Source organism: Sphingomonas sp. R86521 (genome assembly GCF_042466235.1).
In the GTDB taxonomy this organism is placed as follows: domain Bacteria; phylum Pseudomonadota; class Alphaproteobacteria; order Sphingomonadales; family Sphingomonadaceae; genus Sphingomonas.
Map to the genome: position 1 here is coordinate 1,592,935 of NZ_JAXHBY010000001.1, position 17,643 is coordinate 1,610,577.

The 17,643-nt window shown below is 65.9% G+C and carries 16 protein-coding genes and 2 tRNA genes; 12 read left to right on the plus strand and 6 right to left on the minus strand.

Annotated features, from left to right (window positions below; translation table 11 throughout):
• Positions 1-43 precede the first annotated feature (43 nt).
• The 6 genes from recJ (at position 44) to SJY20_RS07440 (ending at position 4,231) form a co-directional block, all read left to right on the plus strand.
• Entirely contained in the window at positions 44-1,795 is a 1,752-nt protein-coding gene (gene recJ, locus SJY20_RS07415; protein ID WP_380786024.1) for a single-stranded-DNA-specific exonuclease RecJ, read from the plus strand.
• Positions 1,796-1,843: 48 nt separating this feature from the next.
• A tRNA-Glu gene (locus tag SJY20_RS07420) sits at positions 1,844-1,918 on the plus strand.
• 106 nt (positions 1,919-2,024) lie between these two features.
• Complete coding sequence (locus SJY20_RS07425; RefSeq protein ID WP_380786025.1) at positions 2,025-2,345, plus strand: hypothetical protein; 321 nt, start codon at positions 2,025-2,027, stop codon at positions 2,343-2,345.
• A gap of 35 nt (positions 2,346-2,380) precedes the next feature.
• Positions 2,381-2,941 carry a YkgJ family cysteine cluster protein gene (locus SJY20_RS07430; RefSeq protein ID WP_380786026.1) on the plus strand — a complete coding sequence of 187 codons (561 nt, stop codon included), beginning with the start codon at positions 2,381-2,383 and terminating at the stop codon, positions 2,939-2,941.
• A gap of 77 nt (positions 2,942-3,018) precedes the next feature.
• A complete protein-coding gene (locus SJY20_RS07435) occupies positions 3,019-3,258 on the plus strand; it encodes a hypothetical protein (RefSeq protein ID WP_380786027.1) in 240 nt (79 codons plus the stop codon).
• On the plus strand, positions 3,251-4,231 hold the full coding sequence (locus SJY20_RS07440; RefSeq protein ID WP_380786029.1) for a diguanylate cyclase: 981 nt from the start codon (positions 3,251-3,253) through the stop codon (positions 4,229-4,231). Before SJY20_RS07435 ends, SJY20_RS07440 begins: the two co-directional genes overlap by 8 nt.
• A 12-nt stretch (positions 4,232-4,243) precedes the next feature.
• Here SJY20_RS07440 and SJY20_RS07445 read toward each other — a convergent pair whose 3' ends face one another.
• Positions 4,244-6,502 (minus strand): beta-glucosidase, encoded by a 2,259-nt coding sequence (locus tag SJY20_RS07445; protein ID WP_380786030.1) that lies wholly within the window; start codon positions 6,500-6,502, stop codon positions 4,244-4,246.
• A gap of 228 nt (positions 6,503-6,730) precedes the next feature.
• On the opposite strand from SJY20_RS07445, the gene SJY20_RS07450 reads away from it, so the two are divergent.
• Together SJY20_RS07450 and SJY20_RS07455 are read left to right on the plus strand one after the other, a co-directional pair.
• Entirely contained in the window at positions 6,731-8,164 is a 1,434-nt protein-coding gene (locus tag SJY20_RS07450) for a carboxylesterase/lipase family protein (RefSeq protein WP_380786031.1), read from the plus strand.
• A 111-nt stretch (positions 8,165-8,275) separates the two neighbouring features.
• Positions 8,276-8,734 carry an NUDIX hydrolase gene (locus SJY20_RS07455; protein WP_380786032.1) on the plus strand — a complete coding sequence of 153 codons (459 nt, stop codon included), beginning with the start codon at positions 8,276-8,278 and terminating at the stop codon, positions 8,732-8,734.
• A gap of 142 nt (positions 8,735-8,876) precedes the next feature.
• Here the strand turns inward: SJY20_RS07455 and SJY20_RS07460 are convergent, their stop codons facing one another.
• From SJY20_RS07460 to secE, 3 genes are all read right to left on the minus strand, one after another.
• Positions 8,877-9,146 carry a hypothetical protein gene (locus SJY20_RS07460; RefSeq protein ID WP_380786034.1) on the minus strand — a complete coding sequence of 90 codons (270 nt, stop codon included), beginning with the start codon at positions 9,144-9,146 and terminating at the stop codon, positions 8,877-8,879.
• 206 nt (positions 9,147-9,352) lie between these two features.
• Positions 9,353-9,889, minus strand: coding sequence for a transcription termination/antitermination protein NusG (gene nusG, locus SJY20_RS07465; RefSeq protein ID WP_380786035.1), 537 nt, complete (start codon positions 9,887-9,889; stop codon positions 9,353-9,355).
• Positions 9,890-9,898: 9 nt separating this feature from the next.
• Complete coding sequence (gene secE, locus SJY20_RS07470; RefSeq protein WP_380786037.1) at positions 9,899-10,096, minus strand: preprotein translocase subunit SecE; 198 nt, start codon at positions 10,094-10,096, stop codon at positions 9,899-9,901.
• Between the two features lie 836 nt (positions 10,097-10,932).
• On the opposite strand from secE, the gene SJY20_RS07475 reads away from it, so the two are divergent.
• Positions 10,933-13,728, plus strand: a complete 2,796-nt coding sequence (locus SJY20_RS07475) for a YadA family autotransporter adhesin (RefSeq protein WP_380786038.1) — start codon at positions 10,933-10,935, stop codon at positions 13,726-13,728.
• Between the two features lie 73 nt (positions 13,729-13,801).
• Here SJY20_RS07475 and SJY20_RS07480 read toward each other — a convergent pair whose 3' ends face one another.
• Both SJY20_RS07480 and SJY20_RS07485 read right to left on the minus strand, forming a co-directional pair.
• The gene (locus SJY20_RS07480; protein ID WP_380786039.1) at positions 13,802-14,020 is read right to left on the minus strand and encodes a hypothetical protein; all 219 of its coding nucleotides are present in this window, start codon (positions 14,018-14,020) and stop codon (positions 13,802-13,804) included.
• Between the two features lie 117 nt (positions 14,021-14,137).
• Positions 14,138-14,213, minus strand: a tRNA-Trp gene (locus SJY20_RS07485).
• 307 nt (positions 14,214-14,520) lie between these two features.
• Between SJY20_RS07485 and rpsL the strand changes: the two genes are divergently transcribed.
• The 3 genes from rpsL (at position 14,521) to fusA (ending at position 17,633) form a co-directional block, all read left to right on the plus strand.
• Positions 14,521-14,892 (plus strand): 30S ribosomal protein S12, encoded by a 372-nt coding sequence (rpsL, locus tag SJY20_RS07490; RefSeq protein WP_010164594.1) that lies wholly within the window; start codon positions 14,521-14,523, stop codon positions 14,890-14,892.
• 50 nt (positions 14,893-14,942) lie between these two features.
• Positions 14,943-15,413, plus strand: coding sequence for a 30S ribosomal protein S7 (rpsG, locus tag SJY20_RS07495; RefSeq protein WP_380786041.1), 471 nt, complete (start codon positions 14,943-14,945; stop codon positions 15,411-15,413).
• A 123-nt stretch (positions 15,414-15,536) separates the two neighbouring features.
• Positions 15,537-17,633, plus strand: coding sequence for an elongation factor G (gene fusA, locus SJY20_RS07500; RefSeq protein WP_380786042.1), 2,097 nt, complete (start codon positions 15,537-15,539; stop codon positions 17,631-17,633).
• Positions 17,634-17,643: the final 10 nt, after the last annotated feature.

Genomic DNA, 17,643 nt, shown 5'->3' on the forward strand with positions numbered 1-17,643 from the left:
GCCTTCCGCTCGACAATCCCGCGCCAAGCCCTACCTCCCTCTGATGAACGTACTCGGCGTAAGCTCTTCGATCCTCGGCCAACCCTGGCGCTGGCGTGCGCTGGCGGCGGATCAGCGCGACGGGTTCAGCGGCGACGATCTCGTCACCCAGCTGCTGCTCGCCCGCGGCTGCCCGCGCGACGACCTCGATGCGCATCGCACCCCCTCGATCCGCAGCTTCATGCCCGACCCCTCGATCTTCCGCGACATGGACCGCGCCGCCGGACGCCTCGCCGACGCGGTACAGGCCGGCGAGCAGGTCGCGATCTTTGGCGATTACGACGTCGACGGCGCCACCTCCGCGGCGCTGATGGTGCTGGTGCTCCGCGATCTCGGTATAGAGGCGCGACCCTATATCCCCGACCGCATGCTCGAGGGTTACGGCCCGTCGGGCGCCGCGCTGACCCGCCTCGCGGCCGAGGGCGCGACGCTGATCGTCACGGTCGATTGCGGCGCGCAGGCGTTCGAGGCGCTGGGCACCGCGCGTGACGCGGGCGTCGACGTGATCGTCATCGACCACCACAAATGCTCGGCCGAACTGCCGCCCGCGCTGGCGGTCGTGAACCCCAACCGGCTCGACGAGGGCGAAGGCGCGGCGCACGGGCATCTTGCCGCAGTCGGGATGTGCTTCCTCGCCGCCGCCGCGCTGGTCCGCACGTTGCGCACGCGCGGCTATTTCGCCAGCCGGCCCGAACCGAAGCTGATCGACCTGCTCGACATCGTCGCGCTCGGCACCGTCGCCGATGTCGCGCAGTTGCGCGGGCTCAATCGCGCGTTCGTGGCGCAGGGGCTGAAGGTGATGGCACAGCGCCGCAACATCGGCGTCGCCGCGCTGATCGAGGCGTCGCGGCTGACCCGCAGCCCGACCTGCACCGACCTCGGCTTCGCGCTTGGGCCGCGGATCAATGCCGGCGGACGGGTCGGGCGTGCAGATCTCGGCGTGCGCCTGCTGACCACGCGCGACCCCGACGAAGCACGCGCCATCGCCACCGAACTCGACCGGCTGAACGAGGAGCGTCGGATGATCGAGACCGGCGTCCAGGAGGCGGCCGACCTGCTGACGTCCACCGACCGCCGCGTCGCGGTCGTCGCCGGGCATGGCTGGCACGCCGGCGTGATCGGCATCGTCGCGGGACGCTTGAAGGAAAAACTCGGCCGCCCCGCGATCGTCATCGCAATCGACGAGAACGGCGTCGGCAAGGGGTCGGGCCGATCGATCTCGGGCGTCGATCTGGGCGCGGCGGTTATGGCGGCGAAGGAACACGGGCTGCTCGTCGCGGGCGGCGGGCATGCGATGGCGGCGGGCCTCACCATCGCCGAAAGCGCGATCCCGGCGTTTGCCGACTTCCTCGAGGAACGGCTCGCCGCCGGGGTCGATCGCTCCAATGGCGACCGTGCGCTGCTGCTCGACGCGGTGCTGGCGGCGGGGGGTGTCAACCCCGGCCTCGTCGAATCGATGGAGGCGGGCGGCCCGTACGGCATGGGCTGGCCCGCGCCACGCGTCGCGATGGGGCCGGTGCGCGTGATCAAGGCGGATATCGTCGGCAACGGCCATGTCCGCACCGTGGTGGCGGGCGACGACGGCCGCAGCATCAAGGCGATGGCGTTCCGCGCCGCCGAGACGCCGCTCGGCCAGGCGCTGCTCGGCGCACCGCCGCACCGCAAGCTGTGGCTGGCGGGCCGTGCGAAGATCGACGACTGGTCGTCGCGCCCCGCAGCCGAACTTCACCTCGAAGATGCGGCCTGGGCGGATTGAACGCTTGACGCTTGGCCGCCCGGGCCTTAGTCGGCCTCCCACCACGCAGGCCCCTTCGTCTAGCGGTTAGGACGCGGCCCTTTCACGGCTGAAGCACGGGTTCGATTCCCGTAGGGGTCACCACTCTGGCGATACGTCGCGGAGTTTGGCTGAAGATCAACGATAACGCCCTCGGGATCTTAAGACTGCGACGCTGGTAACGCGCCGCGGCCATGCTAGGGCAGCGTGCATGGCGAACATCAAAAGCACTACCGGCACCATCGTCGTCGATGGCATCACCTATGACTGGCGGCTGCAGCGCGAGCCGCAATTGACCGACGACGAAGGCTGGAAGGGCATGGCGATCGCCTTGCTCGAGCACGATACAAAGCGTGAAGCGCTGCTGGAATTCCCCGCGCCCAAGCGGCTGTTGAAGGGGCTGCCGCGCGGGCGGTTGCAGATCGACGATGCCACGCTCGCGCGCGGTGTGCGGGCGGCGCTGCTGGCAGGCTGGGAGCCGGTGTCGCGTGGCAAGCCGATGATCTTCACCGTGGATGCCGACGGAAACTGATCCGTGGGCTCGTTGGATGAGAACACCGGGCGCTGATGCAGGCTGAGACCGACCTCGAAACGGCGCTGTTGGGGCCGGTCCTCGCGGATCGCAGCTGCGGCGATTGCACGGCGTGCTGCACCGAACTCACCGTCGATACGCCGGACTTCGCCAAGCCCGCTGGCACGCCGTGCATCCACCTGAGCGGACAGGGATGCGGTATCCACCCGGTCCGTCCCCGTATCTGCCGAACCTGGTTCTGTGCTTGGCGACGGGTCGCCAGCCTGCCGGACGAGGCGCGACCCGACCGCTCAGGCCTGCTCGTATCGATCAATTTCGTCGATACCCCGCAGAACTGCCTCGAGGGCGTCTCGATCAATATCCGGCTGCTTGCGGGCAGCGACGCGATCGCGAATGGCCTGGCTGCGACCGTCCTCGACAGCCTGTGCGATCAGTTGGTCCCGGTGTGGTTCAGCGACGGCGCGCGGAAAATGCTGATGCATCCCGATGCCGAAATCGCCCGCCTGGTGATCTCGGGCGATCCCGCGCCCGGGCACCTTCAGGACGAAGTCGCCGCCTGGCGCGAACGCTATGGGGTTTTCGCGTCGGCACGCTAGACGTTCATCGACGTGCTTTCCTTCCCGTTAAGCTTTCGGCGCTAGCGTCTGGCCATCCAAAGTCTTCAGGGTGCGTAATGCGGATCGACCAACTTGAACCGGCACCGACGGATGCCGAGCCGCTCGAAATTCCAGTGGAACTGCTTGCCAGCGTACAGCGTCACCAAGCCCATCTGAGCGCGCTCATCACCAGCATGCGCGCCGCCGGAGTCGAGGGCAGCACGATCGAGTCGAGCGTGCGTACGCTGGTCGACAGCTATGCCGACGAACTCACTACGGTGATCCGCGGCATGATGTTGGGAGCGCGCAATGTTTGATCCGCTGCTGCACGACGAATCCGCGCGGATCGCTGCGCTGCAACGCCTCGACGTGCTCGATACCGCGGTCGAGGAGCCGTTCGAAAAGATCGTCACGCTTGTCCGTACCGTGCTCGCGGTACCGATCGCGACGGTGACGCTGGTCGACCGCGACCGCCAATGGTTCAAAGCGAAGCGCGGGCTGGAAACGGACCAGACGCCGCGCTCGGTGTCGTTCTGCACGCATACCATCCAGCAGCGCGACCCGCTGATCGTCGAGAATGCCGATCTCGATCCGCGCTTTGCCGGCAGCCTGCTGGTGGCGGGACCGCCGCATATCAAAAGCTATGCGGGCATTCCGCTGCGGACGCCCGAGGGGTACAATATCGGCTCGCTGTGCGCGATGGACACGCGGCCGCGTCGCTTCAGCCCGGCGGACATCGCGATCCTGGCGAATTTCGCCAACATCGTCTGCGATGAGCTCGAACTGCGGATGATCGCACAGGTCGATCACCTCACCGGCGCGCTTACCCGTCGCGGCTTCGTCGAACAGGCCGAACGCGAGATCGCACGCGCCCGGCGTTACGGTCGCCCCAGCACGCTTGTGATGCTCGACCTCGACCACTTCAAGCGGGTCAACGACACGCACGGCCACGCGGCGGGCGACTGGGTGCTGCAGCAGCTCGCCAACGCGGTCGGCGGCGCGCTTCGCCCCTGCGATGTGCTCGGGCGCCTGGGGGGCGAGGAATTCGCGATCCTCTTGCCCGAGACCGCGGGCGACGAAGCGGTCGCGGCGATCGAGCGGCTGCGTCACGTCATCGCGGAAAAGCCGATCGCGCTCGACGATGCGGCGACGCTGCACGTCACCGCGAGCTTCGGCGCGGCGACTCTTGCCCCCGACGTCACGTCGTTCCCGGCGTGGCTGAAGCAGGCCGACACGATGCTCTACGCCGCCAAGGCTGCCGGCCGGAACTGCGCGCGCGTCGCCGAATAGCCGCTGACCCCTTTACCGCGGCGACGGTGCTTTCGGGTGCCAGCCGGCGGGCAGCGTGCGGGCGGGCAGGGTGATCGTCACGGTCTGATCAAGCGCGTCCGACGCTCCGCCCAGCATCACGCGGTAGGTTCCGCCGGCGATGCGCCACGCGCGCGCGGCTTCGTCGAAGGTGGCGAACAGGCGCGGATCGATCTGCACGGTCATCGCGGAGGAGGCTGCGGGTGCCAGGTCGGCCAGCGCGAACCCACCGAGCCGCTTGGGCGCTTCCCAGCCTTCACCGGCGACATAGATCTGCGCGACGGCCTTCCCCGCGACCTTGCCGGTGTTGCGCACCGTGAAGCTGGCGCGGACGCCGTCGCCGTCGGTCGTTGCCCTCAACCGGTCATAGCCGAAACTGGTGTAGGACAGGCCGTGCCCGAACGCGAAGGCCGGACGCTGGCGCTGTCGATCGAACCATTTGTAGCCGACCGCGGCACCCTCCGAATAGGTCACGTCGCCGGGCGTGGGCGCGGCCGGGCGGGGTAGCTGGTCGACGCTGGCGGGGAAGCTGATCGGCAGGTGGCCCGACGGATTGATGCGACCGAACAGGACATCGGCAATCGCCGCGCCCCCTGCGGTTCCCGGGAACCAGGCAGCGAGGATACCCGCGACGCTACCGCTCCACGGCGTTAGCACCGCGCCGCCGGACTCGATCACCACGACGGTGCGCGGATTGGCCGCGGCGACGTCGCGGATCAGGTCGTCCTGGCCATCGGGCAGCGTCAGCGAGACATCGAATGCCTCGCCCGCCCACTGTGTGGCGAACACGATCGCGACGTCTGCGCCACGGGCTTGCGCGGCGGCGGCCCTCGGATCGCTGCCATCGACGAAGGTGATCCGCGCGTTCGGCGCCTGCTGCCGGATCGCGTCGAGCGGCGAAGACGGATAATACATGACCGGGCCCGGCCACACCGCCGGCTGCAGTCCGGGAACGGCATTGCCCCCCTTCGGATAGACCAGGGACGATCCGCCGCCCGCCAGCACGCCCTTGTCGGCATGGCCGCCGATGACGACGATCGACTTTACCGACGAAGACAGCGGCAGGATGGCGCCGGCGTTCTTCAGCAGCACCATGCCCTGCGCCGCGGCCTGCGCAGTGACGCGGGCATGGTCCGCCAGCATCGCATCGGGCAGCTCCATCGGCGCCGCGGTCACGGGATGATCGAACAAGCCGTGGTCGAACATCGCGTACAGGATGTGCCCTACCATCCGGTCCAGCTGCGCTTCCTTGACCGCACCGGACGCGAGCCCCGCTTCCAGGTTGGCCGCGAAATAGGGCTCCTTGTCGAACGGATAGCCCGATTGCTGGTCGAGGCCTGCGGTGATCGCCGGCAGCGTCGAATGGGTGCCGCCCCAGTCCGACATCACATAGCCGTTCCAGCCCCAGTCGCGGCGCAGCACGTCGCCGAGCAGCCACGGGTTCTCGCACGAGAACGGCCCGTTGACGCGGTTGTAGGCGCACATCACCGACCCCGGGTTCGACGCCTCGATCGCGAACTGGAACGCGAGCAGGTCCGACATCCGCGCCGCGGCACGGTCGATCACCGCATTACCGGCGTTGCGATCGGTCTCCTGGTCGTTGATCGCGTAATGCTTGATCGTCGAGATGATGTGGTTCGACTGGATCCCCGCGATCTGCGCCGCGACCATCGTGCCGGCGAGCAACGGGTCCTCGCCGCCATATTCGAAGTTGCGGCCGTTGCGCGGTTCGCGCGTCAGGTTGACGCCGCCCGCGAGCATCACGTTGAAGCCCGACGCGCGCGCTTCCGCACCGATCATCGCCCCGCCGCGGGTCGCCAGCGCGACGTCCCAGGTCGCTGCGACCGCGATGTTCGACGGCAGCGCGGTACGTTCGCGCTTGCGCGGTGCGCCGCCCTGCGTCGCGACGCCGATCCCCGCGTCGGCCTGCCACTGCGCCGGAATGCCGAGCCGAGGCACGCCCGGAACATAGCCGGCCGATCCGTTGCGCCCTTCGACCGGCGCCTTGAACTGCTTGGGCGGAAAGTCGGTCGCAAAATAGCCGTGCACCAGCAGCAGCTTTTCGGCGCGCGTCATCTGCGGCAGCAGCAGCGCGACGCGGCGTGGCGCATCCAGCGTCGCGTTCATCCACGGCTGCGCGGTCTTTGCGGCAGCAACGGGCGCCCGCGCGGCGGCGGGCATCGCTCCGCTCGCGGCGCTCGACAGGATCAGCAGCGTGCCGATCGCGGCGGCTCCGGTACGTGTCGTCATCATGTCGGCATCCCCCTTGGTTCGATTTGCCGCTGCGACGAGCGGCTCGGCATTCCTGAACGATGCCGTTGGGCGTATTCATGCGCATCGCGGTGCGCGCGTCCATCCAAAACTTTCGACCGACCTGTCCCGACGGCGCCGACATTCTAGGTCGCTCATCACGTTCCAGGTGACAAAAGCCTTCCGATCCGGTCAATCTCGGCCAGACCGGTCCGTACGGAGCTTAATCCCATGACATCGTATCACCTGTTCCTGACGACCGCCGCCGCCGTTGCCTTGGCAATGCCGCTAGCCGGCACCGCCCAGACCGTTGCCGGACCGGTGATCGCCACCGACCGCGGGCAGGTCCGAGGCACGCTCGCCGACGGCATCGCGAGCTGGAAGGGTATTCCGTTCGCCGCCGCCCCCATCGGAGCGTTGCGCTGGCGTGCTCCGCAACCCGCGCCGGCATGGCAGGGTATCCGCGACGCGAGCGCCTACGCGCACGACTGCATGCAGGTGCCGTTCCCCAGCGACGCCGCGCCGCTCGGCACGCAACCGGCAGAGGATTGCCTGTACGCCAATGTGTGGAAGCCAGCGGCGTCCAAAGCGGCGAAACTGCCGGTGATCGTGTGGATCTATGGCGGCGGGTTCGTCAACGGTGGGGCGTCGCCGCCGACCTATGCGGGCGCCAAAGTCGCCAGGCAGGGCGTGGTGTTCGTCAGCTTCAACTACCGCGTCGGCCGGTTCGGCACGTTCGCGCTGCCGGCGCTGACGAAGCAGAATGCCGATGGCGGCCGGCTCGGCAATTACGGCATCATGGATCAGATCGCGGCGCTCGAATGGGTCAAGCGCAACATCGCGGCGTTCGGCGGCGATCCGTCGAACGTGACGATCATCGGCGAAAGCGCGGGCGGCATGTCGGTGCACATGCTGAACACATCGCCGCTCGCGCGCGGCCTGTTCGCCAAGGCGTTCGTGATGTCGGGCGGCAACGGCCAGTCGGACAAGAAGACGCTCGCCGATGTCGAGCAGATCGGCGCCGATTTCGCCCGCTCGAAAAACATCGATCCCGCTGCCCCGGACGCGCTAGCCAAGCTGCGCGCGCTGTCGGCGGACCAGGTCACCGACGGGCTGAGCATGATGCAGTTGTTCCGGCCCAAGCCCGGTCCGGTCACCAACACCGGCCCGTTCGTCGACGGCGAGGTGGTGGTGAATATCGGCGACGCCTATGCCGCCGACCGGTTCGCGCGCGTGCCGATCGTGATCGGCGCGACCGATGCCGACATGGGCGGCAAGACGGGCTTCATGGTCGCGGGCGCCCGCGAAGCATCGGCGGCGATCGCGGACCGCGGCGTGCCGGTCTGGGAATACCGCTTCTCCTACGTCGCGGACTCGGTCGGCAAGCCGGGCGCGCAGCACGCCACCGACATCCCGTTCTTCTTCGACACGACCAAGATCAAATATGGCGACGCGACCACGCCGAAGGACATCGCAGTCGGCAGGACGATCAGCCGCTACCTCGTCAATTTCGCCAGGACGGGCAATCCGAACGGCGCCGGGCTGCCGGCCTGGCCCACTTATGCGCGCGCCAGCGACCAGCTGATGGAGTTCGGTGCGGACGGCAAGGCGGTCGCCAGGAAGGATCCTTGGGGCGCAGACATCGACGCGGCTAAAGCGCGGTAAGGCCGGAGCGCGCGCCGTCGGGGGCCAGACCCTGAAGTCGTCGGCCTACGGGAGGATCATCGGCGGCGATCGTTGCTTGTGGCGCAAGCTAGTCCGCGATTATACGAAACCGTGCTTCATCGTCCTTCATCGCGTGTGCTGGTTCTGGACGCGGCCGATCGTATCTTGCTGTTTCGCTTCGAGCACAAACAGGGCGTTCTTGCCGGACAAGTATTCTGGGCTACTCCCGGTGGCCGCCTCGACGACGGCGAGACGTTCGAACACGCCGCGGTCCGTGAAGCGTTCGAGGAGACTGGGCTCGTTATCGAAAACCCCGGCCCACAAGTTGCGCGTCGCGTCGCGTCCTTCACGCTGCCAACGGGGGAGTTGGTCGAAGCCGACGAGCGGTACTTTTTGGTTCGAAACAGTGACGGGATCGTTTGCAACGCCAATTGGACCGAGGTGGAGCGTAACGTGATGGTGGCCTACCGTTGGTGGAGCCAGGCCGATCTTCAAACCACGGCCGATCAAGTCTGGCCCGAGACCCTCAACGACATCCTCATCAACGCCAACGTCTGGACGGCTTTGTAGCTGATAGCCGCAAACCGGACGGTCTGACGTCGCCGTTCAATGCGCGACCCGTCAGATACGAAAAAGGGCGCTCGAGTTGCCTCGAACGCCCCGCCGGACGCGCCGTGCTTGGGAGCAGCGCGTCACGGTTTCTCGCGACTGATCAGATACCGTTCGCCAGGTTGGTGTCCGGATCGTTCGTGCGCATGTCGTCGGCCTGGTTCTGGCCGGTTGCACGGACCGCGTCGGCCTTGTTCTCAAGCGCGTTCTCTCCAGCCTTGGTGGAGGCGTTGTCGGCAGCGTCTTCCAGATTGTCGGCGACTGCTTCGGTGTTCGACTCGATGGTGTCCGCAGCGTTTTCGCGCGGGCTGGAATTGCAGGCCGACAGCGATGCGAGACCAGCTGCGAGTGCGAGAACGATCGTCTTCTTCATAGGAAACCCCCTGTTTGGAACGGCGCGTACGCCGAAAGGGGGTAATGGCCGGCGGATGGTTTTGTTCCGGCGAGGAAACGAAGGTTCGCCTATCGGCATATCGCGGTGTCGCGTGACTAAATCCCGCGTCGTCGGACCTCGCTTCTCGAAGGCCCGCCCGACACGCAGATAGCGCTGCTATCCGCGTGCGGTCGCAAGCCTTCGACTTACTTCGAGCGCTCGACCTGCTCGAAGTCGAGCTCGACCGGCGTGGCGCGACCGAAGATCGACACAGAAACCTTGACCTTCGACTTGTCGAAATCGAGCTCCTCGACCAGCCCGGTGAAGGTCGCGAACGGACCGTCCAGGACCTTGACCGAATCGCCGATCTCGTAGTCGACCTTGATCTTCTGCTTCGGTGCGGCGGCGGCTTCTTCCTTGGAATTCAGCATCCGCGTGGCTTCCGCCTCGCTGATCGCCTGGGGCTTGCCCATGCTACCCAGGAAGCCGGTAACCTTCGGCGTGTTCTTGACGAGGTGATAGACGTCGTCGTTCATGTTCAGCTTGGCGAGCACATAGCCCGGCATGAACTTGCGCTCGACCGCGATCTTCTTGCCGCGACGGGCTTCGGTGATCGTCTCGGTCGGGACCTCGATCTGCTCGACCAACTGCTCGAGACCCATCCGGGTCGCCTCCGCCATGATCGAATCGCGAACCTTGCCCTCGAAACCCGAATAGGCGTGAATGATGTACCAGCGCGCCATGTGCGGACCTTATTGAGCGAGTTTCAGGAGCATGGTGACGATCGCCTGGAGGATCGAATCCACCGCGAAGAAGAACACCGCGAGGATCGTGGTCATGATCACCACCATAACGCCGGTCATCACCGTCTCGCGCCGCGTCGGCCACGTGACCTTCGAGGTCTCGGTGCGGACCTGCTGGATGAATTCGAGTGGGGACGTTTTCGCCACGATGTTCTTCGCACCCGCATGTTGAGAGAAAGGAGGGCAAGCCGCATCGCCTGGGAAGGCGGTCGGGCTGGCCGTCGGAAGTCCGGGCAGATAGCTTCGCTGCCACGTGAAAGCAAGGGTGGGGGCAGGGGAGCCGGATCGCGCCGTCGGTAACGACTCGGACGGACCGAAAAGACGGCGCGTTGGCGACCGCCTGAGCAGAGCAAAAAAAAGGCCGGTCATGCGACCGGCCGTAAAAGTTTTTAGGAGAGGATGCCTGAAAGGCGTCGTCCTTGTGCGTCGCAGCAGAGGACAAGGCAATTGCTGGTTGCGCAACCATGAATGCGTTTTCTGCAATCGTAGGTTCGGGCTCGCGCGAAGTGGGTAGGTTATCGCCTGGCGTGGTGGCCTTATCGCAAAATTCTGAAGCCCTGGCCGGCCGTGTGAGCGCCTAGGCGATATCAAACCTCGCTGCAATGCGTCGCCGCCGGTCCGCCTGATGCCATCGCCCTCTCTCTCGCCCCGCCCTGGCCGCCCGCCGCCTGCGTAAGACTTTCTCCCGCGGGCTAACCTGAATTCGAACAACAGTGCGCTATATATGCCGCGTTGCGTGGCTGCGGTGCAGCATAACAAGTGTCCGATTAGGTATGTAACAGTATCGACGATCAATTACGAAGCATTTTGGTTATTTCATGAGTAAAACGGATGACGGTGAGATTTGTTTCAGGTCGACAACTATGTTTTTGTCGTAACTATTCGTTATCGATTGAAGGCCAGCCTTGACCCATCGAGTTCGAGCCTATCGCTGAACTCAGAAAAACGAACTGCAGCTCCGCAGTCTGGGAAAGGATGCCGCCATGTCTGAGTTTATCGTCGACCCTGTCGTCTATCTGCCTTCCACCTCGACCTCTACGCGTGCGCGCCTTGGCGCTGGCGCGTCGCTCGCCGGCCTTGCTGCCGCCGCCGCCTTGCTGACGCCGGGAGCGGGCTTCGCGCAGGTTGCGCCCCCGCCCAACATCGTCGGCGCGTGTTCGGGTGTCAGTCTGCCGCGGTCGGTCGTCACCGACATCATGTCCTCCGTCGTCACCGGCGTGGTCGCCCCGATACAGAATACCGTGAACCCGATCCTGGGCGTGGTCGGCGGCGTGCTGCCGCTGGTGCCGCCGCTCAGCATCGATGCCGCCGGACTGTTGGCGAATGCCGCGGCGGGAAATCCGATTACGCTTCAGGTCTTGAATGCGAACGGCGTCGTCGTCGGCGCGGCGGATCGTTGCGACACCCAGGCGGATTCGTTCACGTTGCGCACGCCGGCGGGCATCGCGATCGGCGGCAATCGCATCACCGGGCTTGGCGCGACCGGGCAGGAGGCGTTTGCGGGCGAGGCTAGCTCGATCGCGTTCGGCAATGCCGCGCTGACCGATGCGACGGCGGTTGGGTCGATCGCGCTGGGCGCACGATCCGGCGTCGGCGCCGGTGCGACCGGGGCGGTAGCGCTTGGGACCGGCGCGCAGTCGACCGGCGTTAACGGCGTCGCGCTGGGCGCCGGCAGCGTCGCGGCACGCGGGCCGCAAGCTGGCTATACCGTCCTCGGGTTGGCCGCACCGCAGAACTCGGCGGGAGAGGTCTCGATCGGGGCTGCGGGTGCCGAGCGGCAATTGACCAACGTGGCGGCAGGGCTTGCCGCAACCGATGCGGTCAACGTCGGGCAACTGGCCGGCGTCGCGGCGCAGGTCGGTGCCGTCGCGGGCACTGCCGTGCTCTATGACAGCGTCGCGCATGACCGGGTCACGCTAACGGGGCCGGCAGGTACGACCCTCGCCAATCTCGCGCCGGGCACACTGGGTGCGACCTCGACCGAGGCGGTGAACGGTAGCCAGTTGTTCGCGACCAACGGCAACGTCACCAATCTGACGACCAACGTGACCAACGGCGCGATCGGTCCGGTGCGCTATGCGAACGCGGGCACGCCGACGGTGCCGAATGGCGGTGTTGTGTCGAACGACGTCACCCTGGTCGGTGCCGCCGCGGCGCCGGTCGGCATCCATAACGTCGCGGCGGGCGTGCTGGGGGCGGGGTCGACCGATGCCGTCAACGGCGGGCAACTCGCCGGGCTCGGTACCAGCATCGCCAACAGCTATGGTGGGCTGACGACCTATAACCCGACGACGAACAGCCTGGCGGCGTCGATCGCCTATGGCGGCGCGCAATACACCACGTTGCAGTCGGTGTTCGATCAGGTGAACACATCGGTCAACGGCGGCGCCGGCATCCGCTACTTCCGCGTGTTGTCGACACGCCCCGACGCAACCGTCAGCGGCACCGACAGCATCGCGATCGGCCCCGAAGCGAACGCGGTCGCAGGCAATAGTGTTGCGCTGGGCGCCGGTGCCGCCGCAGTACGCGGCGCGACCACCGGCTATGCCGCGCTGGGGCTGGCCGGCCTGCAGAACGCGATCGGCGAGGTCTCGATCGGCGCGCCCGGTGCCGAACGGCAGCTCACGAACGTCGCAGCGGGCGTCGCGGCTAGCGATGCGGCTACCGTCGGCCAGGTTGCCGGAGTCGCGGCACAGGTCGGGGCGCTCAGCGACGCGTCGGTCAAATACGACGGCACGACGCGGGACCGGGTGACGCTGGCGGGGGCGGGCGGCACGACGATCACCAATGTCGCGGCCGGCGCGCTCAGCCCGACCTCGACCGACGCGGTGAACGGATCGCAGCTGAACGCGACCAACGTCCAGGTCGCCAACAACACCACCGCGATCACGAACCTGGGCAACACTGTCGCCAACGGCGCGGTCGGGCCGGTGCAGTTCTCCAATCCGGGCACACCGACGACGCCCAATGGCGGGGTGCGGACCAACGACCTGACCCTGGTCGGTGCCGCAGCGGCGCCGGTGGTGCTGCACAATGTCGGCAACGGGCTGATCCAGGCGGGGTCGACCGATGCGGTCAACGGCGGGCAGATCGCCGGGCTAGCACAGGTCACGGCCAACGCGGTGACCTACAACTCGGTCAACGGCGTACGCACCAATGTCGTCACGCTCGTCGGCGGCAATGCGGCGGCGCCGGTCGCGATCAACAACGTCGCGGCGGGTACGCTGGCCGCGAACTCGACCGACGCGGTCAACGGCGCGCAGCTCTATGCCACCAACCAGACCGTCACGACTGTCCAGAACACCGCCAACACCGCGCTCACGCTGGGCCAGAACGCCGTACAGTATGACAGCGGACGGTCGGGCGTGACGATCAACCCGGGTGGCAGCGCGATCCCGCTCCACAATGTCGCGGCGGGCACGTCGCCGATGGACGCGGTCAACGTCATGCAGCTGGGCACCGGCATCAACTCGGCCGTGGCACAGTCCAACAATTATACCGACTCGCGGGTGTCGGCGCTGAACTTCGACCTGCGTCAGGTCCGGCGCGATGCCAATGCCGGGACCGCCAACGCGCTGGCAGCGGCGGGGCTGCCGCAGGCGTATGAGGCTGGAAAGGGCATGATCGCGATCGGCGGCGGCACCTATCGAACCGGCTCGGCAGTCGCGCTCGGCTTTTCGAAGGCGTTCAACGACGGCCACACGGTCGTGAAGCTCGCCGGATCCTATGATTCGCGCGACACCGTCGGTGCAAGCGGCGGCATCGGCTACCAGTTCTAACTAGGCTGGTCCTAAACGACTGCCTCTTCGGTCGTGCGCCGCGCGACCGAAGAGGCACCAAGCGGCCAGGGCGCTAGCGAACGCCGAACCCGGCCCGGCTGTTCTCGCCATCGTCGGTCCGCTCGCGACCGGCCAGGACGTTCTCGAGCTCGGACAGCGAATGCGGGACGTCGATATGCTGCGCCCCCAGGAACAGCCGCGATCCCTCGCCCTCGGGCACCGCATGGGTCAGCTTGTCGATGTCGATTAGCGCCTTGCCCGCAGGCAGCATCTCGATCTGAACGAATCGCATTGTCGTCTCCCGTGTCGCATCGCGCATACCGAACGCATGCAGGGTAACGACCGGGTGATGTATAAAGCTGCGGAAGCGCTGAGGCCACGTCCGAGGCGCGCTGCGCCTTTCAGAACGTGGCAGGAGTGAGGGGACTCGAACCCATGACCCTCGGTTTTGGAGACCGATGCTCTACCAACTGAGCTACACTCCTCCGCGCCCGCCGCCCCTAGCGCGCAGTTTGCGGCAGGGCAAGCCGCCATCCGACTTCTCGGCACAACTCTTGTCCGTTACGCATCTTGCGCGGTTGATGAGGGCGGCCCGATCCCCCGGTTGACCGGACACCTGTCGATGCGTATAGGCCGGCGCTGCTCGACAGGACCGTTCCTGCCGGACATGCTTGAACATTGCTGGATGCATTCCAGGGCCTAAGGGTGCGGTCACCGCTTCCTATGGTCCTTTTTGTATTCCTAGGCGCCCATGGCTCCAGCAAAGTAACCATTTGAAAGGTGAAGGCTTCAATGCCGACGATCAACCAGCTGGTCCGCAAGGGCCGCGATCCGCAGAAGGCCAAGTCCAAGGTCCCTGCGATGGAAGCCAACCCGCAGAAGCGCGGCGTTTGCACCCGCGTCTACACGACGACCCCGAAGAAGCCGAACTCGGCTCTGCGCAAGGTGGCTAAGGTTCGCCTGACCAACCAGCGCGAAGTCATCAGCTACATCCCGGGCGAGGGCCACAATCTTCAGGAGCACTCGGTGGTCCTGATCCGTGGCGGTCGTGTCCGCGATCTTCCCGGTGTTCGCTACCACGTCCTGCGCGGCGTGCTCGATACACAGGGTGTGAAGGACCGGCGTCAGTCGCGTTCCAAGTACGGCGCCAAGCGTCCGAAGTAAGCCGGGCAGGTATCTGACCCATCAAGGCTGAAGTTTAGAAGGAATACAAAATGGCACGTCGTCGTCGTCCCGAAAAGCGGGTCATCCTGCCTGATCCCAAGTTCGGGGATGAGGTTCTGTCGAAGTTCATGAACAGCGTCATGCTGGACGGCAAGAAGTCCGTCGCAGAGCTGATCGTGTACGGTGCGTTCGAAACCGTCGAGCAGCGCGCAAAGCGCGATCCGATCGGCGTGTTCCACGACGCGCTGACCAACGTGAAGCCGGGCATCGAAGTCCGTTCGCGTCGCGTCGGTGGTGCGACCTATCAGGTCCCCGTCGAAGTGCGTCCCGAGCGTGCCCAGGCCCTGGCGATCCGCTGGTTGATCGGCGCAGCACGCGCCCGCAGCGAGAACACGATGGCCGCACGGCTGTCGGGCGAGCTGATGGACGCCGCCAACAACCGCGGCAACGCGGTCAAGAAGCGCGAAGACACGCACCGTATGGCCGAGGCCAACCGTGCATTCTCGCATTACCGCTGGTAACAGCGGTGTTTACCAGCTTTCGCTGGTAACATGGCGCGGGTGGTCTATCGCCCGAACCATATAACGCCTATATCATGGGGAGCCGGTTCCGCTGGCTCCCCATATCTTTAAGGAAGCACGATCATGGCCCGCAGCCATCCGCTCGACCGTTACCGCAACATCGGCATCATGGCGCACATCGACGCCGGCAAGACGACGACGACCGAGCGTATCCTCTATTACACCGGCAAGTCCTACAAGATCGGCGAAGTGCACGAAGGCACCGCGACGATGGATTGGATGGAGCAGGAGCAGGAGCGCGGGATCACGATCACGTCCGCCGCGACGACGTGCAAGTGGCGCGCCGAAGAGGGCAAGGGCGAAGAGCACCTGATCAACATCATCGACACCCCCGGGCACGTCGACTTCACGATCGAAGTCGAGCGTTCGCTGCGCGTGCTCGACGGCGCGGTCGCATGCTTCGACGGCGTTGCCGGCGTCGAGCCGCAGTCCGAGACCGTGTGGCGTCAGGCAGACAAGTACGGCGTGCCGCGCATGTGCTTCGTCAACAAGCTCGATCGCACCGGCGCCGATTTCTACTTCTGCGTCAACTCGATCATCGAGCGCCTCGGTGCCCGTCCGGCCGTGCTGTACCTGCCGATCGGCATGGAAGGCGGCTTCAAGGGTCTCGTCGATCTCGTCGAGAACCGCGCGATCATCTGGCTCGAAGAGAGCCTGGGCGCGAAGTTCGAATATGCCGAGATCCCCGACGATCTCAAGGAAAAGGCCGCGAAGTATCGCAGCGACCTGATCGAGATGGCCGTCGAGCAGGACGACGACCTGATGGAAGCCTATCTCGAGGGCAACGAGCCGAGCACGGCCGACCTCAAGAAGCTGATCCGCAAGGGCACGCTGGCGATGGCGTTCGTGCCGGTCGTTTGCGGCTCGGCGTTCAAGAACAAGGGCGTGCAGCCCCTGCTCGACGCCGTGGTCGACTATCTGCCTTCGCCGCTCGACGTTCCCGCGATCCAGGGCCTGAAGCTCGACGGCGTGACGCCGGACGAGCGTGCCTCGTCGGACGACGTGCCGTTCTCGGCGCTGGCGTTCAAGATCATGAACGATCCCTTCGTCGGTACGCTGACCTTCGCACGCATCTATTCGGGCAAGCTCGAAGCGGCATCGATGGTCACCAACTCGGTGAAGGACAAGAAGGAAAAGGTCGGTCGCATGCTGCTGATGCATGCGAACAGCCGTGAGGACATCCAGGAGGCATTCGCCGGCGACATCGTCGCGCTGGCGGGCCTGAAGGACACCACCACGGGTGATACGCTCTGCGCGCAGAACGCACCGATCATCCTCGAGCGGATGGAATTCCCCGAGCCCGTGATCGAGCTGTCGGTGGAGCCGAAGACCAAGGCCGACCAGGAAAAGATGGGCGTCGCGCTCAATCGTCTGGCGCGCGAGGATCCGTCGTTCCGCGTCTCGTCGGACCCCGAGTCGGGCCAGACCATCATCAAGGGCATGGGCGAGCTCCATCTCGAGATCCTGGTCGATCGCATGAAGCGCGAGTTCAAGGTCGAGGCGAACGTCGGTGCTCCTCAGGTCGCATATCGCGAATATCTGAAGAAGCCGGTCGACGTCGACTACACGCACAAGAAGCAGTCGGGCGGCACCGGCCAGTTCGGTCGCGTGAAGGTCAAGGTCACGCCGGGCGAGCGCGGTTCGGGCATCATCTTTAAGGACGAGATCAAGGGCGGCAACATTCCGAAGGAATATCTGCCGGCGATCGAGAAGGGCTTCCGCGAAACCGCAGCGTCGGGTTCGCTGGTCGGCTTCCCGATCATCGACTTCGAGATCGTGCTGTACGACGGTGCCTATCACGACGTCGACTCGTCGGCGCTGGCGTTCGAAATCTGTGCCCGTGGCGCGATGCGCGAAGTGGCACAGAAGTCGGGCATCACGCTGCTCGAGCCGGTCATGAAGGTCGAGGTCGTTACCCCGGAGGATTATCTGGGCGACGTCATCGGCGACATGAACAGCCGTCGTGGCCAGATCCAGGGCACCGACAGCCGCGGCAACGCGCAGACGGTCGAGGCGATGGTCCCGCTGGCCAACATGTTCGGCTACGTGAACTCGCTCCGTTCGTTCACGCAGGGTCGCGCGAACTACTCGATGCAGTTCTCGCACTATGACGAAGTGCCGCAGAACGTTGCGGACGAGGTGAAGGCGAAGTTGGCTTAAGCCCAAGGCG